This is a genomic window from Micromonospora sp. NPDC005171, from assembly GCF_040608575.1.
GTDB lineage: Bacteria > Actinomycetota > Actinomycetes > Mycobacteriales > Micromonosporaceae > Micromonospora.
This window is the reverse complement of the sequence record NZ_JBEXIM010000004.1, coordinates 290,114-314,680: the sequence shown is the minus strand read 5'-3', so window position 1 is coordinate 314,680 and position 24,567 is coordinate 290,114. Positions and strand designations below refer to the sequence as shown.

Here is a 24,567-nt window from a genome sequence, read left to right as displayed (position 1 = left end):
GCGCTTGGCCGCTTGGGCCGCTTGGGCCGCTTGGGCCGCTTGGGTCGCTTGCGTCGCGCTTGGGCGCTTGGGCGGCTGGGGCGGCTGGGCGGCGCTCGAGCCTCGCTCGTCGGTTTGGGCGGCCCATCCGCGAGGGCTGATGTCGCAAACGATTCAGCTCCAGACGCCATGGAACTGTCCGCCCGGCCTCGACGACGATGCTCCAACCCCGGACCCCCGGACTCCCGGACCCCCGGACCCCGGACCTCGGGACGCGCTGGGACCTCGGGACGCGCTGGGACCCCGGACCCCGCTGGGACCCCGGGACCCCGCCGGGACCCCGGGACCCCGCCCGGACCCCGGACCGCGCCGGGACCCCGAACCCGCCCGGGCGTCGGCGGCTCCGCCGCTGCCTGAGTGATCGACATTGCAGGGGGCGCGCCTGAGTTGGGCCGGGCGGCATCCCACCACTAAAGTCCCAGGAATGCCGGACATGGTGCAGCCCCAGGTCAAGTTGATCGCGTGGACCCAATTCGCCGCCCCGGACGACGTGCCGTGGTCGACCGACGCGGAGGGTGGTCAGGCGCTCGCCGAGTTCGCCGGCCGGGCCTGCTACCAGTCGTGGAAGAAGCCGAACCCGGCGACCGCCACCAACGCCGGCTACCTGGCGCACATTCTTGAGGTGGGTCACCTGAGCGTGCTGGAGCACGGGTCGGTCACCTTCTACTTCACCGGGGTGTCCCGCTCCTTCACCCACGAGCTGATCCGGCACCGGCACTTCTCGTACTCTCAGCTGTCCCAGCGCTACGTCCCGGAGCGGGACGCGGCGATGGTCGAGCCGGCGGTCATCGCTGACGACCCGGAGCTGCACAAGAAGTTCGTGGAGGCCGCCGAGGCGAGCGTTCGGGCGTACACCGAGTTGCTGGAGGGCCTCGAGCAGCGCTTCTCCGACGAACCGAACCCGACGCTGCGCCGCAAGCAGGCCCGGCAGGCGGCCCGGGCGGTGCTGCCCAACGCCACCGAGACCCGGATCGTGGTCTCCGGCAACTACCGGGCCTGGCGGCACTTCGTCGCGATGCGGGCCACCGAGCACGCCGATGTGGAGATCCGTGAGCTGGCCGTGGAGTGCCTGCGCCAGCTGCAGGGTGTCGCCCCGAACGTGTTCGCCGACTTCGTGATCTCCACGCTGCCGGACGGCACCGAAGTGGCGGCCAGCCCGCACGAGGCGTCCTGAGCCCTTCCCCGGCGGGCCCCGGCTGGTCGTCCGCTAGGTTGGAGGGTATGACGCACGACCACCTCGACGCCGCGGCCCGACCGGCGTCCCGCCCCTTCGGCCGGCTGCTCACAGCCATGGTGACCCCGTTCACCCCCGACGGTTCCCTCGACCTCGACGGCGTTGCCCGGCTGGCAAGCCACCTGGTCGACGAGCAGGGCAACGACGCGCTGGTGGTCAACGGCACCACCGGCGAGTCGCCGACCACCACCGACGCGGAGAAGGAACAGCTGATCCGGGCCGTGGTGGAGGCCGTCGGTGACCGCGCCAAGGTGGTCGCGGGCGTCGGCACCAACGACACCCGGCACACCATCGAGCTGGCCACCGCCGCCGAGAAGGCCGGCGCGCACGGCCTGCTGGTGGTCACCCCGTACTACAACAAGCCGCCGCAGAGCGGGTTGCTGCGCCACTTCACCGCGGTGGCCGACGCCACCGGCCTGCCGGTGATGCTGTACGACATTCCGCACCGCTCCGGCGTGCCGATCGACACCGAGACGCTGGTCCGGCTCGCCGAGCACGGCCGGATCGTCGCGGTCAAGGACGCCAAGGGTGACCTGACCGCCACCAGCTGGGTCACCAGCCGCACCGCCCTCGCCTTCTACAGCGGCGAGGACGCGCTCACCCTGCCGGCGCTGGCCGTCGGCAGCGTGGGTCTGGTCGGCACCTCGACGCACTTCACCGGGGCGCTGACCGTACAGATGATCGAGGCGTACGACACGGGGGACATGCCGACCGCGCTGGCCCTGCACCGGCGGCTGCTGCCGCTGTTCACCGGCATCTTCCGTACCCAGGGCGCCATCCTGGTGAAGGCGGGCCTGGCGTCGCTGGGCCTGCCGGCCGGCCCGGTGCGACCCCCGCTCGTGGACGCCACCGACGACGAGATCGCCCAGCTGCGCGCGGACTTCGCGGCAGCGGGCCTGGAGCTGCCCGAATGAACGAACGACACGATGGGCGCCGAGTGACGGCGTCGCAGAATGAGGTGGACGCGTGACCGAGGCGCACATCGAGGCGGAACTACCCCCGCCGCTGCCGGAGGGCGGCCTGCGGATCATCCCGCTCGGCGGGCTCGGCGCCATCGGTCGGAACATGACCGTCTTCGAGTACGACGGCAAGTTGCTGATCGTCGACTGCGGGGTCCTCTTCCCCGACGTCGAGCAGCCGGGTGTGGACCTGATCCTGCCCGACTTCGGTCCGATCCTGGACCGGCTGGCCGACGTCCAGGCGATCGTGCTGACGCACGGTCACGAGGACCACATCGGCGCGGTGCCGTACCTGCTCGCCCACAAGCCCGACATCCCGCTGGTCGGCTCACAGTTCACCCTCGCCCTGGTCGAGGCGAAGCTGGCCGAGCGGCGGATCCAGCCGTACACGCTCACCGTGCGGGAGGGCGGCCGCGAGCGGCTCGGCCCGTTCGAGTGTGAGTTCTTCGCTGTCAACCACTCGATCCCGGACGCCCTCGCGGTGGCCATCCGCACCCCCGCCGGCCTGGTGCTGCACACCGGCGACTTCAAGATGGACCAGCTGCCGCTGGACGGCCGGATCACCGACCTGGCCGGTTTCGCCCGGCTCGGCGCCGAGGGCGTCGACCTGCTGCTGTCCGACTCCACCAACGCGGAGATCCCCGGCTTCGTCACCCCGGAGCGGGAGATCGGCCCGGTTCTCGACTCGATCTTCGCGAAGGCCAAGGGTCGGATCATCGTGGCCTCGTTCGCCTCGCACGTGCACCGCGTGCAGCAGGTCTTCGACTCCGCCGCCGAGCACGGCCGCAAGGTCGCCCTGATCGGCCGGTCCATGGTCCGCAACATGGGCATCGCCCGGGACCTCGGCCTGCTCAACATCCCGGCCGGCCTGGTCATCGGGATCGAGGAGGCGACCACGCTGCCGCCGGAGCAGATCGTGCTGATGTCCACCGGCTCGCAGGGTGAGCCGATGAGCGCGCTGGGCCGGATGGCCAGCGGCGACCACCGGCACATCACCATCGCCCCCGGTGACACCGTCGTGCTGGCCTCCTCACTGGTGCCCGGCAACGAGACCTCGGTCTACCGGGTGATCAACCGGCTCGCCCGGGCCGGCGCGGTGGTCGTGCACAAGGACGTGGCCAAGGTGCACGTCTCCGGGCACGCCCCCGCCGGGGAACTGCTCTACCTGCTCAACGTGGTCCGGCCCAGCAACCTGATGCCCGTGCACGGCGAGTGGCGCCACCTGCGGGCCCACGCCCGGCTCGGCATCGAATCCGGTGTCGCCGCCGACCGGGTGGTGATCTGCGAGGACGGCGACGTGGTCGATCTGGTCGAGGGCCGCGCCAGCCTGGTCGGGCACGTGAAGAGCCGGTACGTCTACGTGGACGGCCTCGCCGTCGGTGACGTCAGCGAGTCGCTGCTCACCGAACGGCGGATCCTCGGTGACGGCGGTTTCATCGCCACCACAGTGGTCGTCGACTCGGTCACCGGCAAGGTGGTCGCCGGCCCGACGCTCTCCGCGAAGGGCTTCTCCGAGGACCCGGAGGCGTTCAACCCGGTGGTGCCGCTGGTCACCGAGGCGCTCAACCGTGCCGCGGCGGACGGCATCACCGACCCGCACCAGCTTCAGCAGATCGTCAGGCGGACCGTGGGGCGGTGGGTCAACGACAAGTACCGTCGTCGGCCGATGATCGTGCCCACCGTCGTCGAGGTCTGAGCAACTCCCGCTGACGCCGGTCCACCCCGAACGGGGTGGGCCGGCGTCAGCCGTGCCGGGGAGGTCAGGGCAGGCCGGCGACGGCCTCGGCGTACGCGACGCCGGTGGCGATGGCGGCTTCCATGAGGACCCGCAGCTGCGCCGGGGCGACCCCGTGCGCCAGGTCGGTGGCCAGGTCGCCGGCCAACACCAACTCGTCGCCGAGATCGTGCGCGTACGCCTTGGGCAGCAGCCGGTCGTGGTTCCACGCGTTGCAGAAGGCGTACGCCTCGGCGCGGCGGGCCGCCGGCAGGCGGCGGTTGGCCATGGCACGGGCGTGCAGCACCTCACCACGTTCACCGGCCCGCCGGAACTGGATCACCGCACCCTCCCAGTGGCCGACAACGGTCTCGCCCTCGTCCACCAGGTACCTGTCGCCGCGCCCGTTTAAAATCGCGGTGATCATGGCGAGGGAGAGCGCCGACAACTCGCGTTCACCCAGCTCGGCCTCATCGTCGGAGCGGTCGGCGTCGGAGGGGTCGGTGTCGGGCTCGTCGAGCCCGTCCGGTTCGTCGTCGGTGGGCAGCGGAACCGGCGCCGCGAGCGGGCGCTCGGCCAACCAGGCGGCCATCCGTCCGGAGTGGTGCCCGGTGCCGTTGCGCGCGTCGAAGCTGCCGGCCAGCTCGCTGGCCACCCCGACCAGCAGCGCCCCGAGCGTGGCGACGTCCAACTCGGTGGCCGTCCGCTCGCCGTACGCCGGGCGGGGCATCGTCCGCCCGCCCAGCCCGGCCTCCACGGCCAGCCCGCAGACCAGCGCCCCGGCGGCGGCGAACTCCATGGCGGCGAGATCGTCGGTCGGCCGGTCCAACCGGGGCAGCTGCTCGGCCAGGATGGCCAGCCCGCGTTCCAGGTGCCCGCCCAGCGCGCAGAACCGCAGGTGCACGGCGAGGTGCGGGAACGCCGCGCGCTCGTGCCGGTGCCGGCGGTACGCCCGCACGTGTGCCGCCGCCGCCCGCCCCGCCTCGCCGGTGCGCAGTGCGGGCAGCAGACCGGCGACCAGGTCCCGCTCGGGCTGGTCGGTGCAGGACAGCGGGTCGTCGTCGGATTCGGCGAGCTCGGTGAGCGCGTCGGTCCACTCGCCCCAGCCGGCCAGCAGCTCGGCGCGCCGGGCCGAGGCGCAGCCCGGGCAGCCGCCGGCCGGGCCGGGCCGTTTGCCGGACCATCGCTCGTACCAGTGCCGGGCGGTGGGCTCGTCGCCCAGGTGATCGGCGATCCGGCAGTGCAGCTCCGCGACGGTCGGTGTGTCCGGACCGTCCGCGCCGACCCGGTGGGCCAGGTCGTGCAGCAGGGCCCGGGTCTGGTCCAGCCCGACCCGGGGGGTGCCGAGCAGCGCCTCCACCGCGTACCGCTGGTAGCGCAGCAGCAGCCCGGTCTCCGGGTCGGTGAGCAGGTCGGGCCGGTGGTCGGCGGCGGCCCGGCAGCGCCGGACCGGCTCGACCAGTCGCCACCGCTCCCCGTGCAGCAGGTACGCCTCGATCAACGCGAACCGCGCGTCCATGCCGGACCGGACGTCGCCGGCCGCGTCGGCGCGCTCGGCGAGCCGTTCCAGTGCGCCCTGCCGGGCCGGGCCGTCGGGGAGGTCCCGGGCCTCGGCGAGCGCGGCCTCCAACGCCGGTACGCGGCCCCGCGCGAGACGGTCACCGGGGCCGGTGGGTGGCGTGCCGGTGCGGCTGCCGGTGAACTCGTCCCGGCTGGTCACGACGGCACCGCGCCGGGCAGTCGACGGACCGCCACCGCCAGCTGGCAGCCGGTGGAGATGCCACAGTCGAGCAGTTGGTCGAGTTGGTGTGGGGTCACTCCGCGTTCCAGGTCGGTGATCACCTCTCCGTACACCCGGGCCCGGCCGTTGTCGTCGACGTGCACGAACGCCTTCGGCCAGAGCCGGTCGTGGTTCCAGGAGTTGCAGAACGCGTACAGCTCGGGCACCCGTTCGATGCCGAAGGTCGGATCGACCATTGTGCGGATCTGGAGTAACTCCCCGTCGCCGCCGACGCGGAGGAACCAGATCAGGTTGTCGTCGAACTGGCCCACCAGCTCGCCGTCCGGGGTCGGGCCGACGGACCGGCCGCGGGCAGCGAGCACCGCGGCGACCAGTTCACCGGTCAGTGGACGCAGTGCGCCAGGGTGCCCGGCCAGCGGATCGTCCGGATCACCCTCGATTTCCGGCGACGCCATGGGGCATCCCTTCTGAGGCGGATATCACGACCGGCGGTGGGGTTCGTGTTACGACGCGCGGACACGACCCGGAAAAGCGGGGATCTGACCGGCCCCACCGTTACCGTGACTCTATGGCGGGCCGTACCTCTCAGGCGAGCCGGCGGCGCGGCGCGTCGCCGCGCGGTGGCACCAACAGTCGTGCCCGTCAACCGGCGAAGAAGACCACCCGGGCGCCGGTCCGACGTCGCACCACGCCGCCCCGGCCCGGCCCGGCGGTCTACGTGGGCCGTGCGGTAGGTGCACTGTGGATGGGGCTGGCGCACGGGATGGGCTGGGCGGTGCGTGCCGCCGGCCGGCAGGCCGCCTCGGCTCGTGACCTCGACCCTGAGCATCGTCGCGATGGCGCGGGTCTGCTCATGTTCGGGCTCGCCCTGCTCTCCGCGGTGGCGCTCTGGCTGTCCGGGGCGGGGCCGGTGGGCGCGCAGTTGGCGAGCACGATCCGGCTGTTCCTGGGCGCGATCTCGGTGGTCGTACCGGTGCTGCTGATGATCGGGGCGTGGCGGCTGATGCGTCAGCCGGCGGATCCGGAGCACCGGGGCCGTGGGTTGATCGGCTGGGGTTCGCTGCTGGTGTCGACCGCCGCGCTGCTCCAGATCGGTCAGGACCCGGCGGACCCGCTGGAGCGTGACTTCGCGGGCGGACTGGTCGGCGCGGGCGTAGGCGGGCTGCTGGAGCGGGCGGTGACCGCCTGGGTGGCGGTGCCGCTGCTCATCCTGCTGCTGCTCTTCGGCCTGCTGGTGGTGACCGCGACGCCGATCAACAAGATTCCCGAGCGGCTGGGACTGCTCGCCGGTGGGCTGGTCAGCAGCCCGGAGGCCGACGAGGAGGCGGACGAGCCGGCCGCCAAGCCGGCGCGCAAGCGACAGTCGAAGCGGATGCCTGCGCCACTGGACCCGGACGACTTCGAGGACCTGGACGGCGCGGACCTCCAGGAGACCATGGTGCTGCCGCGCAAGTCTCCGGCGAAGGTGCCGGCGAGCCGCAAGCCGCCGGCCGACCCGCCGGAGCACTCGCCCGCTCCGACCCGGGCCGAGCAGCTCGCGTTGACCGGGCTGGCCGGGGACTACACGCTGCCACCGGCCAACATGCTCAGCGCCGGGGCCGCCGCGAAGACCCGCAGCAAGGCCAACGACGAGGTGATCGCCGCGCTCACCGGCGTGTTCGACCAGTTCGATGTGGACGCCGCGGTCACCGGCTTCACCCGTGGCCCGACCGTCACCCGCTACGAGGTGGAGCTGGGGCACGGCGTCAAGGTCGAGCGGATCACCCAGCTGTCCCGCAACATCGCGTACGCGGTGAAGTCGCCGGACGTGCGGATCCTCAGTCCGATCCCGGGCAAGAGCGCCGTCGGCGTGGAGATCCCGAACACCGACCCGGAGAACGTCGCCCTCGGCGACGTGTTGCGCTCGCGGGCGGCGACCAGCGATCACCACCCGATGGTGGTGGCGCTCGGCAAGGACATCGAGGGCGGCTACGTGGTGGCCAACCTCGCCAAGATGCCGCACATCCTGATCGCCGGCGCCACCGGCGCGGGCAAGTCGAGCTGCCTCAACACCCTGCTGGTGTCCATCCTCACCCGGGCCACCCCGGACGAGGTACGGCTGCTGCTGATCGACCCGAAGCGGGTCGAGATGACCGGCTACGAGGGCATCCCGCACCTGGTCACGCCGATCGTGACCAACGCCAAGAAGGCGGCCGACTCGCTGGACTGGGTGGTCCGCGAGATGGACATGCGCTACGACGACCTCGCCGCCAACGGGGTCCGGCACATCGACGACTTCAACCGCAAGGTCCGCAACGGCGAGATCAAGGCTCCGCCGGGCAGCGAACGCGAGATGCGCCCGTACCCCTATCTGCTGGTGATCGTGGACGAGTTGGCCGACCTGATGATGGTCGCGCCGCGCGACGTGGAGGACTCCGTCGTCCGGATCACCCAGCTGGCCCGGGCCGCCGGCATTCACCTGGTGCTGGCCACCCAACGCCCCTCGGTCGACGTGGTGACCGGTCTGATCAAGGCGAACGTGCCGTCCCGGCTGGCGTTCGCCACCTCGTCCCTGGCGGACTCCCGGGTCATCCTCGACCAGCCGGGCGCGGAGAAGCTGCTCGGCCGGGGTGACGGGCTCTTCCTGCCGATGGGCGCCTCCAAGCCGGTCCGCATCCAGGGTGCCTGGGTCACCGAGCGCGAGATCGCCGACGTGGTGAAGTTCTGCAAGGACCAGCGTGAGCCGGAGTTCCGCAAGGACGTGCTGGCCCCGGCGCAGGAGAACAAGAAGAAGATCGACGAGGACATCGGCGACGACCTGGACCTGTTGGTGCAGGCGGTCGAGTTGGTGGTCACCTCGCAGTTCGGCTCGACCTCGATGCTGCAACGCAAGCTGCGGGTCGGTTTCGCCAAGGCGGGCCGCCTGATGGACCTGATGGAGACCCGGGGTGTGGTCGGGCCGTCCGAGGGGTCGAAGGCGCGTGACGTGCTGGTCAAGCCGGACGAGTTGGACGAGGTCCTGGCCGGCCTGCGCGGCGACGTGGACTGACCGACAGCCGACCCTGGACGCACGACGGGCCCGCCGGTGTCCGGCGGGCCCGCGACGGGGGAGTGGTCAGTTGTTGATCAGCGCGCCGATGATCACCAGGCTGATGATCGCGGCGACGACGCTGGCCGCGGCGGCGTACCAACCCAGCGGCTTGTCACCGAGCACCGCGCCGACGACGCCCGCGATGACGCCGAGCACGCCGAAGATGATCGGGTTCAGCAGCAGGGCCAGGACCGCGAAGACGAAGCCCACGATGGTGAGGATGCGGGCGGCGTTGCTGCGGGGACGGGCGGTGCTCGGCATGTCGGCCATGATCTTCCTCCGGGTGAGAGCCTGTCGTGACGAATCGATCACTACCCACTGTGGGTGCTGGTCACGCCTGCCGACGGGGCACCTCAGTGGAAGATCTTCAACCCGATCACGCCCGCCACCACCAGCAGGAGGCAGAGGATTCGGGGCAGGCTCGCCGACTCGCCGAGCGCCAGCATCCCGACCAGCGCGGTGCCGACCGCGCCGATGCCCACCCAGACCGCGTAGCCGGTGCCGACGGGGATGTCCCGGAGCGCGTACGACAGCCCGGCCATGCTCAGCAGCAGGGTCGCCACGAACACCACGGACGGGATCAGCCGGCTGAAACCGGCGCTGCGGTCCAGGGCGATCGCCCAGGCTGTCTCCAACAGTCCCGAGATCACCAGTACGAGCCAGGCCATCGGTTCACCTCACCGGAAGCGCCCGGGGCTGCCGCGCCGGGACGAGTCGAGTCTGCACGTCACGCGGGGCGTCTTGGCCTGACCGGGTACGCCCACCACTCGTCGGGAGCGGCCACGAGCACCCGGCCGCCGGAGCCGACGCTAGCACCGGCCCCGGCGGGGTGGCGGTGACCACCGTCACGGTCCGTTGACCTCTACTTGACTTCAACTTGCAGTATCGCCAGCATGACCATGCTCTACGCCGACCCCGAGGTCGCCGCCGCGCTGGACGCCGCCACCACGGTCGACGCCATGCGCGCTGCGCTCCTGGCCGCGTACGAGGGACGCCTGATCGCGCCGCCCCGGGCCGCCGCACCGCTGAGCGGCGGGCGGCTGGTGCTCACCGCCGGGCACCTGGTCGGCGAGTGGTACGGCTTCCGCTCGTACGACACCTTCGGCCACCCGCAGGGCGAGCAGTTGGTGGTGCTGCACGACGCCCGGACCGGGGCGATCCGGGCGGTCGCGGTCGGCGAGGAGCTGGGCTCCCGTCGTACCGGAGGGTTGGGGGGCCTCGCGGTCGACGCGCTGGCCCGTCCGGACGCCGCGACCCTCGGGGTGATCGGCTCCGGCCGGCAGGCGTGGACCCAGGTCTGGGCCGCCGCCGCGGTCCGCCCGCTGCGCGAGGTGGTGGTGCACAGCCGCTCCGCCGCCCGCCGGGACGCCTTCGTCGCCCGGGTCCGCGCCGAACTGAGCGTGCCGGCCCGTGCGGTGGCCGACCCGCGTTCGGCAGTCGCCGGGCGGGACCTGGTGGTGCTGGCGACCACCAGCCCGACCCCGGTGCTCTGCGCCGCCGACCTCAGCCCCGGCACGCACGTCAACGCGGTCGGCTTCAAGCAGCGCGACCGCAGCGAGTTCGGCACCGACCTGCTGGACACCGCCGACGTGCTGGTCACCGACTCACCGGCCCAGGCGGCGGAATACCAGCCGCCGATGCTCGCGGCCACACCCCCGTACGCCGGGCGGTTGCGGGACCTGGGCGGTGTCCTGGCCAACGCGGTCCCCGGCCGGACCACCGCGGACCAGATCTCCGTCTTCTGCTCCACCGGCCTGGCCGGCACCGAGGTGTTCCTCCTCGATGCGCTGACCCGGGTGGCCGCCGCCGCGCGCTGATCCGAACGCGGGCGGGACTGACCGAACAGTGGACCGTCGCATGGGCGACCGGGCGGGTCGCCGGTTGTGCGAACCGATCATGATGAGGGTGACCGTCGCGATCGCTGGCGGAGTAACCCGAACGTGAGGTGCCATGGTCCTCGGGCTGGTGCGGGTAACTGTTCCGTCGGTGCTCCTCGTCGCCGCGTCGACACGTGGTGGCCCATCGCCCGGCACCGTTGTCGCCGCGACCCGTGCCCTGACCGGCGGCGGGCGCGCCGACGTCTCCGTCCGGTTCTAGCCTCCCGCCGCGATGAGCGTTTCCCATCGGGTCATCGAGATCGGCCTGCCGGTCGCGGGTCTCGCCCTCTGGGCAGTGGTCTACGGGATCACCCGGCTGGCCAGCCGACCCTCCGCCGTGAGTCCGGCCCCGGCCGCCATGGACCTTCCCGGCGCCGAGCCTCCGGCCGTGGTCAGCCTGCTCGTCAACCGGTGGCGGTACACGGTGGACGCCGCCGAATCCACTCTGCTCGACCTCGCCGCGCGCCACTACCTGGATCTGCGTCAGGCCGACCCGGATCCCCGCCACACCACCGTGCATCTGACCGGACGCGCCACCGACGACCTCAACCCGTACGAGCGGCAGGTCTTCGACCGGGTGACCGCCCGGGCGGTCGACGGAATGGTGCCGCTGACCGCACTAAGCTTCTCCGACGCCGACCGGTCCGCAGCCTGGTCCAAGCGGCTGCGCCTGGCGGTCGTGGCCGACGCCCAGCGGCGCGGGCTCTCCCGCAGGCGGTTCTCCCGCCCGCCGGTCGTCCTGCTCACCGTGCTCGGGGTGGTCGTCGCCGCCGGGGTCGGAGTCGGCAGCTGGCACTACGTGACCCGGGTCGGCGAGGACACCTTCGGCAGCGTCGTCGCGTTCCTCGTCACCATGGCGGTGCTCGCCAGCCTCGCCAACCGGGACCTGGGGGAGCGCGACACCCCCGCCGGCCGGGCCGCCGCCGCCCGCTGGCTCGGGCTGCGCGCCTGGCTCGCCGGGCAGGAGGGCTTCGCCGACCTGCCGCCCGCCGCCGTCACGGTCTGGGGTCGCCACCTGCCGTACGGGGCCGCGCTCGGCGTCACCCGGGTGACCTCGCAGGTGATCGACCTCGGCATGGCCGACCGTCGGCGGCTCTGGTCGTCGTACGGGGGCCGGTGGCGGCAGGTCAGCGTCAGCTATCCGGGCGGGCTTCCCCGGTACGGCCAGCCGCTGGGCTGGATCGTCTTCTGGGCGCTCCTCGGCGGCCTGCTGGGCGGGACGTTCGCCCGGGTGATCGGGGGGTCGCCGATCGCCTGGACGCGGTTCACCGACGTCGGCCCGGTCACGCTCGGCTTCGCGCTGCTCGGCTTCGCGCTGCTCGTCCTTGCCGGATACCTCCTGCTCCGGGCGGTGCTCGACCTGGCCGCCCCGGCCACTGTCACCGGCGAGGTGCTCTGGCACGAGGTGTGGCAGCGGCACACGTCGGACGACGGGCCGGGCCGCATCATCAACCGATACCTCGTCATCGACGATGGCCACGCGGACCGGCTCCGCGCGTGGATCATCCCGGAGCAGATCGCGGGGGACTGCCGCCACGGAGACGTGGTCACCGCCCAGGTCCGGCCGTGGACCCGGCGGGTGCTCGGGGTGACCGTTCACCGCGCCGCCCCCGAGCCGGCCGACGACGCCGCGTACGCCGATGCCGACCTGCCGTCCGGCACCGCCCTGCCCGCCACCGCCACCCACGGCGCAATTCGGCCGGAGCGCCTGCTCAGCGCCGACGAGGTGGGCGCCGCGACCGGCCGTCGGGTCTCGCTTGTGCGACCGACCGGGAGCACCGGTCAGGTGCGGGGCATCGCCTCGTTCGTTGACGGTGGCGGAACGACAGTCCTCGCGCTCCAGGTCACCTGCGGGATGATGGCCCGGTTCACCCTGACCCTCGGGCGGGGCGGGGGAGTCCCGCTGCCCGGCGTGGGTGACGACGCGTACACCGGGCCGGACCGGGCGGTCGGCCGACGGGGTGACCTTGTGCTGCTGCTGGTCCGGGGGCCGGGCGCCCGCGGGATCGAGGCCGCCCAGCTCGGTGCGCTGCTCGCCACCGCACTGTCCCGGCTGCCGAGCGAGCCCGCGCCGCAGCGCAGCGGGGCGGGCTGACGGACGGTCGGCCCGCCCGCGTGCGTGGGCTTCCCCGGCAGGCCCGGTACCCTCGGATGGTGTCTGCCACCGCTCCTTCTCCGTCTGACAACGCCCAGGGCCGCCGCGTCGCCCTGCTGACCCTGGGCTGTGCCCGCAACGAGGTCGACTCGGAGGAGCTGGCCGCGCGCCTGCACGCCGACGGCTGGCAGGTGACCACCGACGGCGAGGGCGCCGACGTGGTGGTCGTCAACACCTGCGGTTTCGTGGAGAAGGCCAAGCAGGACTCCATCCAGACCCTGCTCGCCGCCGCCGGAACGGGCGCCAAGGTGGTCGCCGCGGGCTGCATGGCCGAGCGGTACGGCCGGGAGCTGGCCGACAGCCTGCCCGAGGCGCAGGCGGTGCTGAGCTTCGACGACTACCCGGACATCGCCGCCCGGCTGAACGCGGTAGTCGCCGGCGAGCAGATCACCGCGCACACTCCCCGGGACCGGCGTGAGCTGCTGCCGCTGACCCCGGTGAAGCGGCGTGACAGCGGGGTGTCGCTGCCCGGGCACGGCACCGTCGCGCGCGCCGTCGTCGACACCGACGAGCACACCCCGGCGCACCTGCGTCAGGTGCTGCGCCGGCGGCTCGACACTGGCCCGGTGGCCTCGCTGAAGCTGGCCAGCGGCTGCGACCGCCGCTGCGCGTTCTGTGCCATCCCGGCCTTCCGGGGGGCCTTCGTCTCGCGTACCCCGGACGAGCTGCTCGCCGAGGCGGAGTGGCTGGCCAAGACCGGCGTACGGGAGCTGGTGCTGGTCAGCGAGAACTCCACCTCGTACGGCAAGGATCTGGGTGACCCGCGTGCCCTGGAGAAGCTGCTGCCGCAGCTCGCCGCGGTGACCGGCATCGTCCGCGTGCGGGCGAGCTACCTCCAGCCGGCCGAGACGCGTCCCGGGCTGGTCGAGGCGATCGCCAACACCCCAGGTGTGGCGCCCTACTTCGACCTGTCGTTCCAGCACTCCAGCGAGCCGGTGCTGCGCCGGATGCGGCGCTTCGGCTCCACCGACCGGTTCCTGGAGCTGCTGGCGGGTGCCCGCGCCCTGGCCCCGGACGCGGGCGCCCGTAGCAACTTCATCGTCGGTTTCCCCGGCGAGACCCGCGCCGACGTCGACGAGCTGGTCCGGTTCCTGACCGAGGCCCGGCTCGACGCGATCGGCATGTTCGACTACAGCGACGAGGACGGCACCGAGGCCGCCGGCCTGCCCGGCAAGGTCTCCGCCGCGACGATTAAGCGGCGCTACGACCGGCTCAGTGCCCTCGCCGACGAGCTCTGCTCGCAGCGGGCCGAGGACCGGCTCGGCTCGACCGTCGAGGTGCTCGTCGACTCGATCGAGGACGGCGTGGTGGAGGGCCGGGCGGCCCACCAGGCGCCGGAGGTGGACGGTTCCACCACCCTGGTCGCCCCGGCCGAGGGTGGCGTCGACCTGGCCGCGCTGCGCCCGGGCGATCTGGTGCGCGCAACGGTGACCGGCACCGAAGGGGTGGACCTGCTCGCTGTGCCGGATGAGATGATCTCGGCGGCGCCCGGCGCGGCACGGTGACGGCGGGCCCGAGCGGAGCGGGGGACCCAGGTGGTGCGGTGCCGGGAACGCCACGGCGGCCCGAGCGGAGTGCGGCGGTGACCGGGGCGACGGAGTCGACGCCGGGCCGGGTGGTGGCCGTGGTGCCGGTGGTCAACGCGGCCAACGCGCTGACCGCCCTGCGGCTGGTGCTGGTGCCGGTCTTCGCCGCCTCGGTGATCATGTCCGGGATGACCCACAGCGGTTGGCGGATGGCGGCCTGCCTGATCTTCGCGGTGGCCTCGGCGACCGACCTGGTGGACGGCTGGATCGCCCGCCGCTTCGGGTTGGTCACCTCGGTCGGCAAGGTGGCCGACCCGATCGCCGACAAGGCGCTCACCGGCGCGGCGTTGGTGCTGCTCTCCTGGTACGACCAACTGCCCTGGTGGGTGACCGCGCTGATCCTCGTCCGCGAGCTGGGCATCACCGGGCTGCGGTTCTGGGTGATCCGGCACGGCGTGATCGCCGCCAGCCGAGGCGGCAAGGTCAAGACGGCGCTCCAGATCCTGGCCATCGCCTGGTACCTCTGGCCGATGCCGGCCGCGCTCGCCGCCGTCGGCCCCTGGATCATGGCCGCCGCCGTCCTGGTCACGGTCGCCACCGGCTTCGACTACATAGCCCAGGCCCTCCGCCTCCGCCGTCCCCGCTAACCCCCCACCCGCCCCCCGTTGATCATGACGTTATTGCGATCCGGGGCGGCGTGTCGTGACGCCAACTTCATGATCGACGCGATTGGGTCGGGGGTTGGGGGCAGTTGGGTTGGGGACTGGTGGGTGGGGAAGGACTGGTCGGGTGTCGGTGGACGGTGGCGAGGGTGGGTGGTGCTGGGGTGGGTGGTGCTGGGGTGAATGGCGCTGAGCTGGACGGTGCTGAGGTGGGTAGTGCGGCGGCGGGGGTCGTGCACCGGCTCGCCGAGCGGCACGAGACCCTGGCCACCGTCGAATCGCTCACCGGTGGGTCGCTGGCCGCTTCGATCGTGAACATCGCCGGGGTCAGTGGGGTCTACCGGGGTGGCCTCGTGGTCTACGCCACCGAGTTGAAGGCGACCCTGGCTGGCGTGCCCGCTGACCTGCTGTCCGAGCGGGGGCCGGTGGACCCGGAGGTGGCGGCAGCGCTCGCCGAGGGTGGCCGGCAGCGGTGCGGCGCGGACTGGGGGCTGGCCACCACCGGGGTCGCCGGCCCGGAGCCGCAGGACGGAAAACCCGTGGGCCTGGTCTACGTCGCGGTCGCCGGCCCGACCGGCGGTGAGGTCCGCCAGCTCGACCTGGGCAGCGGGCGGGACCACGTCCGCACGGAAGCGGTTGTCGAGGCGCTGCGGCTGCTCGCCGAGCGGCTCACCACCGCGACCTCCTGAACGCCAACGCCGGAGCTGTCAGGGCCGCGCAAGCCGACGCCGACGCCGCGCAAACAGCCGGAATCGCGCCCAGGACCATTCCGGGGCCGCTCCGGGACCGACGCCGCGCAAACAGCCGGAACCGTGGCCGGAACCCGCCGGAACGGGGGCGGGAACGGACGGCGGCGCGCCCCGGTGAGCCCGTCCCGGCGAACCGACGGGCGGGGCGGGATGTCGCCCGGGCCCGCAACGGGTACGGTTGCGGGAAGGCTCCGACGTTCGGGGCCGGCGCGGTCCGCCGCGACCGGCTGCCCAGCGGCGGGCGCGAGGTATCCCTCAGGGGGAGGTGCGATGATCCTGCTACGCCGGGTGATCGGTGACGCACTGCGAGCGCGCCGGCAGGGCCAGCAGCGCACGCTGCGTGAGGTCTCCACCGCCGCCAACGTCAGCCTCGGCTACCTCTCCGAGATCGAACGGGGGCACAAGGAGCCGTCGAGCGAGCTGCTCGCCGCGATCTGTGACGCCCTCGGTGCCCGCCTGTCCGAGCTGCTGCGTGAGGTGAGCGACACCGTGGCGCTCGCCGAGCAGATGCCCGGGGTGCTCGTCTCGATGCAGGACGAGCCGGCCGACGCCGCAGCCAAGAGCTCCAACCGGGGTGTCCGTCAGGTCACCTCCGACGGCAAGGTCGCTGTCTCGGTCCGCCAGGATTCGCCGCTCAAGGCCACCCTGCGCAGCACCCGGGTCCGCCCGACGGAGCGCGACCGGGACGTGGTCTGCGCGGCCTGAGCCGCCGATCCGGTTGACCATGGGCGGTCTGGCCCCGGCCGCGTAGGGTTGCTCACAGGAGCCGCCGGTGCTGTCGACAGCCCGGTACGGATGCCCCAGTGGCGTTCGGCTGGGACGATGGAGATCGGCCGGTCACGGTTGGTCGGTTCCGCCGGCCCGGCCGTGGTGGAGCGACGCTACTGAGGGGATACCACGGAGATGGCGAACCCGTTCGTCAAGGGTTGGAACTACCTGATGGCGCTCTTCGGTGCGAAGATCGACGAGCATGCCGATCCCAAGGTGCAGATCCAGCAGGCCATCGAGGATGCCCAGCGGCAGCACCAGGCGCTGGTTCAGCAGGCTGCCGCGGTGATCGGCAACCAGCGTCAGCTGGAGATGAAGCTGTCCCGGCAGATGTCCGAGGTTGAGCGGTTGCAGGGCAACGCCCGGCAGGCACTGGTGCTCTCCGACCAGGCCCGGGCCAAGGGCGACGAGGCCGAGGCGGTGCGGTTCGAACAGTCCGCCCAGACGCTGGCCAGCCAGCTCGTCTCCGCCGAGCAGGCCACCGAGGACCTGAAGACCCTGCACGACCAGGCGCTGGGCGCCGCCGCCCAGGCCCGCCGAGCGGTCGAGAACAACTCGATGATCCTCCAGCAGAAGCTCGCCGAGCGCACCAAGCTGCTCAGTCAGCTGGAGCAGGCCAAGATGCAGGAGACGGTGGCCCGCTCGCTGGAGTCGATGTCGTCGCTGACCGCGCCGGGCAACACCCCGTCGCTGGACGAGGTGCGCGACCGTATCGAACGGCGGTACGCCAACGCGATGGGGCGCGCCGAACTGGCCGGCAACTCCGTCGAGGGCCGTATGTTGGAGATTCAGAAGGCCACGATCGACTCGGCCGGCTCCGCCCGGCTGGAGCAGATCCGGTCCAGCATGGCGGGGGAGCAGCTCGGCGGCGCAGCCCAGCGACCGGCTGTGCCGCAGGCCGAGAAGACCGGCCCGGCCAACGACCCGACGGCCGCCGCCCGCCTGGACGAGCTGCGCGCCAGCATGGCTCGCGAGCGGGGCACCGGCGACCCGACCGCCGCCGGCTGAACGACCGGATCGAGGGGGTCACTGTGGCAGACGAGCGGACGCGGTACTTCCGGAGGCTGGGTCGGCTGCGCCGGTCGGCCCGACGGTGGAGTGTGCTTGCCGGTGGGCTCGGCGGTGCGGCGGTGGTGCTGACTCCGTACGCCGGCCTTGGTCTGCCGGACGCGGCCTGGGCCGGCGCCGCGGGCAGTGCGGTGGCGCTCGCCGCCTGGCGCTGGATCGATGTGCGCGCCCTGGCCGCCCAGCCGGCGCCTCCCGCGCTCGACCCGGCCGAGGCGGCGGCCCGGTCGCGGGCCCGGTTGATCGCCGCCGTCGAGCGGCTGCCGGTCGGCCCGGGCGTGCTGGCCGAGGTGCGTCGGGTCCGCTCCCGGATCGCTCTGCGCGGCACCAGCGCCGGGGAGCAGTGGGCCCGCCTGGACCGGGCGGCGCTCACCCTGGCCGGGATGGCCCCCCGGCTCACCGGGCTGGCCGAGCCGGCGGTGCTGGAGGCCGCCGCCGCCGACCGCTCGCTGCGCGAACTGGCCACACGGGTGGCCAGCGTCGAACGCGCGCTGCGGCTCGCCCCGACCGACGCCCGGCCCCCGCTGGCCGAGGCGCACGCCGCGCTCACGGCTCAACTGAAGGGCGGGGTGGCGGCGTACGAGCGGCTGGTGGTGGCCGCCGCCGGTTATCTGGCCGAGGACTCCCGACCGGAGACCGCCCACCCGGCCGCCGACCGGCTCACCGAGGCGACCGACCTGCTGCACGGGGTGGCCGGGGCCCTTGCCGAGCTGCGGGCCGTCGGCACCCCGCTGCGCGCGCCGACGCGCTGACGGCGCACGCCCCCGGGCCGGTCACTGTGGTGTCGTCACCAGGACCGGACCGGTGTACGGCGAGGTGCCCACGACGTTGAACGACCGGATCCGGTAGTGGTAGGTCACGCCCCGGGCCAGTCCCGTGTTGGTGAAGCCGCGGCCGGTCACCGTGAAGGTGGCCACCTCGCGGTCGAAGGCCGGGTCGAGCGCCCGCTGCACGGTGAACCCGGACCCCGGGCCGCCGGGTGTGCTCGCCGCCCAGGCCAGGATCACCGTCGCGGTGTCCGGGCCCGGTGCGCTGGCGGTGGCGCTCACCCCGGTCGGGGTGCCCGGCGCGGGAGGTGAGGTCACAGTGGCGACGGTCGACCACGCCGAGGCGGCGCCCAGGTAGGTGGTCCGCACCCGGTAGTAGTACGTGGTGTCGGGTGCCACTGTCGCGTCCAGGTGGTTGTCGCCGACCCCGATCGCCGTGGTGCCCGGGCCGCTGGTGAACGTCGGGTTGGTGGCCCGTTGCACGTCGATACCGGTGGCGAACGAGCGGTTCATCCAGCGCAGCGCCACCCGCAGCGGCGCGGCCGGCGGGAGCGTCGCGACCAGACCGCTCGGCGCGGCCAGGTGCACCGAGGCGGGCACGCCGTTCGACCAGGACGAGTAGCTGACCGCGTTCTCCGCCCGGATCCGGTAGTGGTAGGTCACTCCGGGGGTGACCGTCGCGTCGGTGTACCGGGTGGCGGCGGCCGCGACGGTGATGGTGGTGACCTCACCGCCGAAGGTCGCGTCGGTGGCCCGTTGCAGCAGGTGGCTGGTGGCGGGCGGTCGTCCACCGTTGCTGGTCCAGGCCAACGTGATCGCGGGTAGCGCGGTGGCGGAGCCGGGCACCGGTGTGGCGGTCAGCCCGGTCGGTGCCTTCGGCGCCACCCGCAGCACCAGCGGTCGGCTCATCCCGCCGTCGCGGTGGCCGGCGAGCTGGCTGTGCCAGCGGTACTCCCAGCCCAGGTTGACCAGTTGGTTGACCACAGTGGCGGGTCGCCCGTCGGCCGGGCTGACCGGCGTCGACCCGGTTCGCGCTCCGGCCGGCCGACCCGGGTCGAGCAGCCGGACGCTGTCACCCAGCTTGAACGGCAGGGGCGGCGCGACCGGGCGCAGCGCCACCACCACGTCCTCCCGGGGGTTGACCCGGATGATTGCCTTCCAGCCCAGCTCGGTGCCGTGCGGGAGGCGCAGCGTGCCGTCCCAGCCGACCCGGTTGATCACCTGCACGTCGCAGCCGCCGACGTGCAACGGCTCGGTCTGCCGGACGTTGCCGCTGATCCGCCAGAGCTGCGTTCCGTCGGTGGGCGCGCCCACCGGCACGGCGGGGTCGGTGGCGAAGAGCACCTCGGTGACCGGGTCGGTCGCACCGAGCGGCAGCGTCGTCGGGTTGAGCGGCCCGGCGTGCGGGTGCCCGACGCCGAGCCGGCCCGCCAGCCGGCCATGGTCGGGTTCGAAGATCTGCTGTGCGGCCTTGACCGCGATCGGCAGGGTCACCGGCCCGGTGCCGGCCGTCGGCGTGAATGTCACGGTGGTGGCGTGCACCGGCACCGTCGTCTGCGCCGCGGTCCGGGTGCCGAACGCCGGGTCGTACGCCGGCTGCGGGACGATCGGCGGGCGCTGGCTGGCCGCGTACGCCTGGGGGAGCCGTTCGCGTAGCCGGTTCAGGTCGTACGGCGGCGCGGGCGTCCCGGTGACCCGGAACTGGAGCAGGGTGCGGGTGTTCGGGCCGTACCCCGGTCGGGTCGGGGGTGGGCCACCCTCGGCGCTGCGGTCCGGGGCGTGGGTGTGCTGGTCGTAGCGGGGGTCGAAGCCGGGCAGCGGGGCCGGGGCGTCGTTGTACAGGATCAGCGTGCTGCCCGCCGGCACGGCGGAGAAGTCGACGAGCACGTCGGCCCGTTCGCCCGGGGCGAGCAGCAGGGTGTGCCCGTCGACGTTCAGCACGGTCGGGTCGAGCCGGTCGTAGCGGTAGCCGATCGGTCGGTTCGGCAGCACCACCGGCGCCGGCAGGAGGCCGGCCTCGTTGCCGATCTGGATGAACTCCGGGCCGGCGGCGCGGGGGTCCGGCACACCGCCGTCGCGTCCGTCGGTCGGCCACCCGTCCGGACGGTCCGCGGCCCGCGCGGCGGGCACCATCGGCACCTCACCGGCGTTGGGGTCGGCGAGCGCCCCGTCGGCCGTCCACATCGGCGCGTCGGAGCAGGCGCGGTAGAGCTGGAGGTTGAGGCTGCGGTCCAGGCAGGCGTTGAGGATCCGGAACCGGTACGCGCGTGGTAGCACCTCCAGGTACGGGTAGGCGACGCCGTTGACGAGTGGGGTGTCGCCGTACGCCTCGGGGACGGCCGACGGGTGCGGCACGCCGGGGCTCAGCGGCGGCTCGTCCGGGGCGCCGACCGGGTCGTGGTACGGGTTCGGCACCCAGCCGTCGGCGTGGGCGTCGTCCGGGGCGGAGTTGCGGGCCCAGGGGCCGTAGTCCCACCGGCCGGTCTGGTTGCGTCCGCCGGACCGGTACGGGTTCTGCCGGGGTTGGTAGACGTGCGGGTGCCAGAGGCTGCCCCGGGCGCCCCAGCGTTCCCGGTCCCAGGTCGGGTCCTCGGCGGCGAGTTGGGTGTCGTCCGGAACGAACGTCTTGTCCTCGATGACCAGGGGCAGCTGGTCGGCCGGCAGCACCGCGTCGGCGACGAGCTGGTCTTCGGCCGGGTCGGTGAGCAGGTAGAGCGCGAGCTGTCCGCCGTAGACGGTGAGGCGGGCCAGGCCGAGGGTGTTGTCGTGCAACCACAGCAGTCGGCCGCTCTGCTCGTTCGGGAAGTAGAGCGTGGTGGCCCCGGCGCCGGGCGCCGGCATGTCCGGCACGTGGGCCAGGCCGGGCCCGGTCGGGTACGGGGTGATCTCCCCGGCCGGCGTGATCCACTGCCCCGGGTTGCCCGCGCTGGTCCAGCCGGTCTGCGCCCCGGCCAGGTGCAGGACGGCCCGGTTCTGCGGGTACGGCGCCGGTCCGTCCAGTGGGCCGAGGCCGGCCCCTTCGACGGTGTCGTCGACAGGCAGGAACAGTTCGCCGGCCCGACCGGTGGGGAGCTGGTTGATGAACTTCACCCGGACCGGTCGACCCCGACGGGCGAGGATCACCGGCCCGAGGTGCCACTGTCGCTCCGGAGGCACCACAGTGTTGTGTCCGGCCGGGTCGGTGCCGAGGTTGAGCTGCCGGTAGCCGCGCAGTCGGGTGGCCGGCAGGTCCCGGTGCAGCCGCTGGGCGTACTCCTGGAGGCCGATCTCGTAGTAGTCGCAGCCCGGGTAGCTGATGGCGTCCGGCGTTGCCGCCGGCAGGTGGCTGCCGAGATCGCCGTGGCCCGGCTGGCCGGGCAGGGGCAACGGGTCGATGAACTTGCGCAGCCCGGTGCCGGCTGCGATCTGCCCGTCGGGGTCCCGCGCCGGGCGGGGGCTGTGGGCGAAGTTCGGCACCGGGCCGAAGTAGCGGGGCACGACGGCCGGGTCCAGGCTCGGCGTGACAACGGCCTCCTCGGCGGTACGCGCGGCCGGCACGGACGCCGCCCGGCCGTCGGCGTCGGTGTCGCGGGTGGTCCGCTCGAAGAAGGTGGAGCGGAGTCTGCGGAACATCGCCATGACTCTCCCCGGTTCGGGGCGCGAGGTCCGCCACCCCGGCGTGGGAACCTCGGCACTCTGCTGACGGTCGGTGAGCGCTCAACCGCAGCATGCGACTCCGGCGGCCGGTTAGGAATTACCCAATCGTCCGTTTCTGCCATGTGTCTCGTCTGGCGGGAGCCTGGTCAGCCGGATGATGCCGGACCTGGACGCTCGGGCTGGCAGACCGGGCACCAGTAGGTGACCCGCTCGCCCAGCTCCTCCTTGCGGATGGCGGTGCCGCAGCGGCGGCAGGGCTGGGCGCGGCGGCCGTACACGTAGCTGGTCTGCCCCCGGTGCAGCGAGCCGGTGCTGCTCTGCGTCCACCGGCCTCGGTTGGCGGCGAGCAGCCGTTGTGCGAGGGCCACCAGGCCCGGCAGGTCGGGCACCCCGCCGACCGGGGTCCACGGTGACACGCCGCGCAGGAACAGCACCTCGCACTTGTAGAGGTTGCCCACGCCGGCCAGGTTGCGCTGGTCGAGCAGCGCCTCGCCGATGGTTTGCTCCGGGTGGCCGGCGAGCCGACGGACGGCCTCGGCCGGGTCCCAGTCCGAGCCGAGCAGGTCGGGCCCGAGGTGGCCGACCAGTTGGTCCTCCTCGCCGGTCGGCACCAGGGTCAGGTCGTGCAGGTGGTAGCCGACCGCGACCGCGCCGGGGCTGCGCAGCACCACCCGGATCAGGTGCGCGGGCCGACCGCTCCAGCGTTCCCCCGGGGCGTACGCCCGCCAGGCGCCGTCCATCCGCAGGTGGGAGTGGAGGGTCCAGTGCTCCTCGGTCGGGGCGTCGAGCCGCAGCAGCAGGTGCTTGCCCCGGCTGGCCGACTCGCGGACGGTCCAGCCGGTGAGGTCCGTGGTCGCCAGTTGCGGCACCCGGAAGTCACTGCCGGTGATCCGCGCGCCGGCCAGCGCGCGGTGCAGCACGCGCGCGGTGTTCCAGACGGTGTCGCCTTCGGGCACCCTGCCATCCTCCCTCTTTCGAGCAAGATTCGCATGTGTCGCTATTTGTACTCAGGTTCCTCCTGATCTCCCGACATGCGAAGGTCAGGGGGTTCTGAGGAGAATGCCCATGACGCGACCCCGTTGTCGTATCCCATCCGTCGCCCTCATCGCCACCCTCGCCCTCCTGCTCGTCGCAGCACTCCTACCCGCCACCGGCCCCGTCCCGGTCGGGTCCAGCGGTGCCCCGCTCACCCTCGTCGCCGCCGCACCCGGCGACGAACGGTGGACCGCCGACCTCACCATCGTCGACCGCGACGACGTGAATGTCCGGCGCACCGCCGCCGGCCTACGTCTGCGGGAGGCCCGGTCCACCGGGCGCGGCGCCCGCAGCCCGCACAGCGCGCTCGCCGAGGGGATGCTGCTGACCGCTCCCCGCACCCTCGCCCGGCCGGCCACCCGGGTCCGGGCCGAGATCAGCGCCGCGGTCCCCACCGGGGCGACAGTGGAGGCGCAGGTCCGCGGCTGGCGGGCCGCCGGCTGGACGGAGTGGCGGGCGGCCACCGCCGGCGCGGTCTTCGACCGGCCCGTCACCCGGGTGCAGACCCGGGTGGTGCTCACCACCCCGAACGGCGGCGCCACCGCGACGGTCCGGGCCGTGCAGCTCACCGCCGACGCGAACGCCGCCGTGTCCGCCGCCACGCCCGGCCTCACCTACCGGGTGTACGCCACCCGCATCGGGCTGGTCGGTGAGGTGACCGCCAACGGCCGTACCGTGCAACCCCGGGACCACTTCGCGGCGTTGCCGTCGCGGCGGGGTCTCTCCCCGCTCAACACCGGCGACTACACAGTGCGGGTCTGCACCACCAGCGGCTCCCGCTGCGAGTACGCCCCGGTCTGGGACGTCGGGCCGTGGAACACCCGCGACGACTACTGGAACCCGTCATCGGTCCGGGAGAACTGGAAGAACCTGCCGCAGGGCCGGCCCGAGGCGCAGGCCGCGTACCAGTCCGGCTACAACGGCGGACGGGACCAGTTCGGGCGGACGGTGCTCAACCCGGCCGGCGTCGACCTGGCCGACGGCACGTTCTGGGACGGGTTGCGGCTGACCACCAACGCCTGGGTGGACGTCGCCTACCTGTGGACCGGAGGCGGGCCGCGCGGTGTGGTCGGCGACGGGCCGCTCAACATCCGCACCGGGGCCAGCACGGCGTACGCGACACGCGGCCTCGCCGCCCGGCTGGCCCACGTGCCGATCCAGTGTTACGTCACCGGCCAGTCGGTCGCCGGCCCCTACCGGACCACCACCCGCTGGAACCGCCTGGCCAGTGGCCAGTACGTCAGCCACGCGTACATCTCCACCGTGTACGGCGGCAGCGTGCCGGCCTGCTGAGCCATGCTCACCCCGTCGGGCGCCCCGCCAGCGTCAGGGGCGCTCGTCGGGGCGAGCCGTGCGCACCATGTCCTGGTAGCGCGGGTGGCTGGCGCCGTAGACGGCGTAGTTGAGGCGGGCGTGGGTGAGGCTCAGGTCGCCGTTCGGGCCACCGCGGACGGTGTCGGCGTCGGCGTCGGTCTGGCCGTCGTCGGTCCAGAAACAGACGGGGCAGGTCCCCCCGCCGGTCCGGGATGCACAGCAGGGACAGCCTACAGGAACCACATGCTCACCCACC

Annotated in this window: 21 protein-coding genes and 1 riboswitch; of the genes, 14 read left to right on the top strand and 7 right to left on the bottom strand. The window is 73.2% G+C overall.

The genetic code is table 11. The features are described from left to right. Positions 1-472 precede the first annotated feature (472 nt). The 3 genes from thyX to ABZU74_RS09730 are packed head-to-tail and all read left to right on the top strand — an operon-like array spanning position 473 to position 3,928. The gene (gene thyX / locus ABZU74_RS09740) at positions 473-1,213 is read left to right on the top strand and encodes an FAD-dependent thymidylate synthase (protein WP_030336847.1); all 741 of its coding nucleotides are present in this window, start codon (positions 473-475) and stop codon (positions 1,211-1,213) included. 47 nt (positions 1,214-1,260) lie between these two features. After that, positions 1,261-2,187, top strand: coding sequence for a 4-hydroxy-tetrahydrodipicolinate synthase (gene dapA, locus ABZU74_RS09735; protein ID WP_355420438.1), 927 nt, complete (start codon positions 1,261-1,263; stop codon positions 2,185-2,187). A gap of 52 nt (positions 2,188-2,239) precedes the next feature. Continuing rightward, positions 2,240-3,928, top strand: a complete 1,689-nt coding sequence (locus tag ABZU74_RS09730) for a ribonuclease J (protein ID WP_124854118.1) — start codon at positions 2,240-2,242, stop codon at positions 3,926-3,928. A gap of 64 nt (positions 3,929-3,992) precedes the next feature. Here the strand turns inward: ABZU74_RS09730 and ABZU74_RS09725 are convergent, their stop codons facing one another. Both ABZU74_RS09725 and ABZU74_RS09720 read right to left on the bottom strand, forming a co-directional pair. Continuing rightward, positions 3,993-5,576 carry a YbjN domain-containing protein gene (locus ABZU74_RS09725; protein ID WP_355420551.1) on the bottom strand — a complete coding sequence of 528 codons (1,584 nt, stop codon included), beginning with the start codon at positions 5,574-5,576 and terminating at the stop codon, positions 3,993-3,995. An 86-nt stretch (positions 5,577-5,662) separates the two neighbouring features. Continuing rightward, positions 5,663-6,142: a YbjN domain-containing protein gene (locus ABZU74_RS09720; protein WP_355420434.1), complete on the bottom strand. Its 480-nt coding sequence runs from the start codon at positions 6,140-6,142 to the stop codon at positions 5,663-5,665. 113 nt (positions 6,143-6,255) lie between these two features. Between ABZU74_RS09720 and ABZU74_RS09715 the strand changes: the two genes are divergently transcribed. Beyond that, a complete protein-coding gene (locus ABZU74_RS09715; RefSeq protein ID WP_355420431.1) occupies positions 6,256-8,715 on the top strand; it encodes a DNA translocase FtsK 4TM domain-containing protein in 2,460 nt (819 codons plus the stop codon). A 66-nt stretch (positions 8,716-8,781) separates the two neighbouring features. Here the strand turns inward: ABZU74_RS09715 and ABZU74_RS09710 are convergent, their stop codons facing one another. Together ABZU74_RS09710 and ABZU74_RS09705 are read right to left on the bottom strand one after the other, a co-directional pair. Next, a complete protein-coding gene (locus ABZU74_RS09710) occupies positions 8,782-9,027 on the bottom strand; it encodes a hypothetical protein (protein ID WP_238659633.1) in 246 nt (81 codons plus the stop codon). Between the two features lie 83 nt (positions 9,028-9,110). Continuing rightward, a complete protein-coding gene (locus ABZU74_RS09705) occupies positions 9,111-9,425 on the bottom strand; it encodes an SMR family transporter (RefSeq protein WP_355420427.1) in 315 nt (104 codons plus the stop codon). Between the two features lie 62 nt (positions 9,426-9,487). Then, positions 9,488-9,559, bottom strand: a riboswitch (guanidine-III (ykkC-III) riboswitch). 91 nt (positions 9,560-9,650) lie between these two features. Here ABZU74_RS09705 and ABZU74_RS09700 point away from each other — a divergent pair. From ABZU74_RS09700 to ABZU74_RS09660, 9 genes are all read left to right on the top strand, one after another. Continuing rightward, positions 9,651-10,574: an ornithine cyclodeaminase family protein gene (locus tag ABZU74_RS09700; RefSeq protein ID WP_355420424.1), complete on the top strand. Its 924-nt coding sequence runs from the start codon at positions 9,651-9,653 to the stop codon at positions 10,572-10,574. Positions 10,575-10,707: 133 nt separating this feature from the next. Beyond that, positions 10,708-10,854 carry a hypothetical protein gene (locus ABZU74_RS09695; protein WP_355420421.1) on the top strand — a complete coding sequence of 49 codons (147 nt, stop codon included), beginning with the start codon at positions 10,708-10,710 and terminating at the stop codon, positions 10,852-10,854. Between the two features lie 12 nt (positions 10,855-10,866). Beyond that, the gene (locus ABZU74_RS09690) at positions 10,867-12,729 is read left to right on the top strand and encodes a hypothetical protein (protein WP_355420419.1); all 1,863 of its coding nucleotides are present in this window, start codon (positions 10,867-10,869) and stop codon (positions 12,727-12,729) included. Positions 12,730-12,785: 56 nt separating this feature from the next. Next, positions 12,786-14,294 carry a 30S ribosomal protein S12 methylthiotransferase RimO gene (gene rimO / locus ABZU74_RS09685; protein ID WP_355420416.1) on the top strand — a complete coding sequence of 503 codons (1,509 nt, stop codon included), beginning with the start codon at positions 12,786-12,788 and terminating at the stop codon, positions 14,292-14,294. Between the two features lie 77 nt (positions 14,295-14,371). Then, positions 14,372-14,962, top strand: coding sequence for a CDP-diacylglycerol--glycerol-3-phosphate 3-phosphatidyltransferase (gene pgsA / locus ABZU74_RS09680; RefSeq protein WP_112625907.1), 591 nt, complete (start codon positions 14,372-14,374; stop codon positions 14,960-14,962). Between the two features lie 194 nt (positions 14,963-15,156). Next, positions 15,157-15,666 (top strand): CinA family protein, encoded by a 510-nt coding sequence (locus ABZU74_RS09675; RefSeq protein WP_355420413.1) that lies wholly within the window; start codon positions 15,157-15,159, stop codon positions 15,664-15,666. Positions 15,667-15,996: 330 nt separating this feature from the next. Next, positions 15,997-16,431, top strand: a complete 435-nt coding sequence (locus ABZU74_RS09670) for a helix-turn-helix transcriptional regulator (RefSeq protein WP_355420411.1) — start codon at positions 15,997-15,999, stop codon at positions 16,429-16,431. 198 nt (positions 16,432-16,629) lie between these two features. Further along, the gene (locus ABZU74_RS09665; RefSeq protein ID WP_355420409.1) at positions 16,630-17,502 is read left to right on the top strand and encodes a PspA/IM30 family protein; all 873 of its coding nucleotides are present in this window, start codon (positions 16,630-16,632) and stop codon (positions 17,500-17,502) included. Positions 17,503-17,525: 23 nt separating this feature from the next. Further along, complete coding sequence (locus ABZU74_RS09660) at positions 17,526-18,311, top strand: hypothetical protein (protein WP_355420406.1); 786 nt, start codon at positions 17,526-17,528, stop codon at positions 18,309-18,311. Between the two features lie 21 nt (positions 18,312-18,332). Here ABZU74_RS09660 and ABZU74_RS09655 read toward each other — a convergent pair whose 3' ends face one another. Beyond that, on the bottom strand, positions 18,333-21,944 hold the full coding sequence (locus ABZU74_RS09655; RefSeq protein ID WP_355420404.1) for a hypothetical protein: 3,612 nt from the start codon (positions 21,942-21,944) through the stop codon (positions 18,333-18,335). 164 nt (positions 21,945-22,108) lie between these two features. Then, positions 22,109-22,918: a DNA-formamidopyrimidine glycosylase family protein gene (locus ABZU74_RS09650; protein WP_355420401.1), complete on the bottom strand. Its 810-nt coding sequence runs from the start codon at positions 22,916-22,918 to the stop codon at positions 22,109-22,111. Between the two features lie 109 nt (positions 22,919-23,027). Between ABZU74_RS09650 and ABZU74_RS09645 the strand changes: the two genes are divergently transcribed. Continuing rightward, positions 23,028-24,290 (top strand): hypothetical protein, encoded by a 1,263-nt coding sequence (locus ABZU74_RS09645; RefSeq protein ID WP_355420398.1) that lies wholly within the window; start codon positions 23,028-23,030, stop codon positions 24,288-24,290. A 33-nt stretch (positions 24,291-24,323) separates the two neighbouring features. Here ABZU74_RS09645 and ABZU74_RS09640 read toward each other — a convergent pair whose 3' ends face one another. Then, entirely contained in the window at positions 24,324-24,566 is a 243-nt protein-coding gene (locus tag ABZU74_RS09640) for a CPCC family cysteine-rich protein (protein WP_347815105.1), read from the bottom strand. Between the last annotated feature and the right edge of the window lies 1 nt (position 24,567).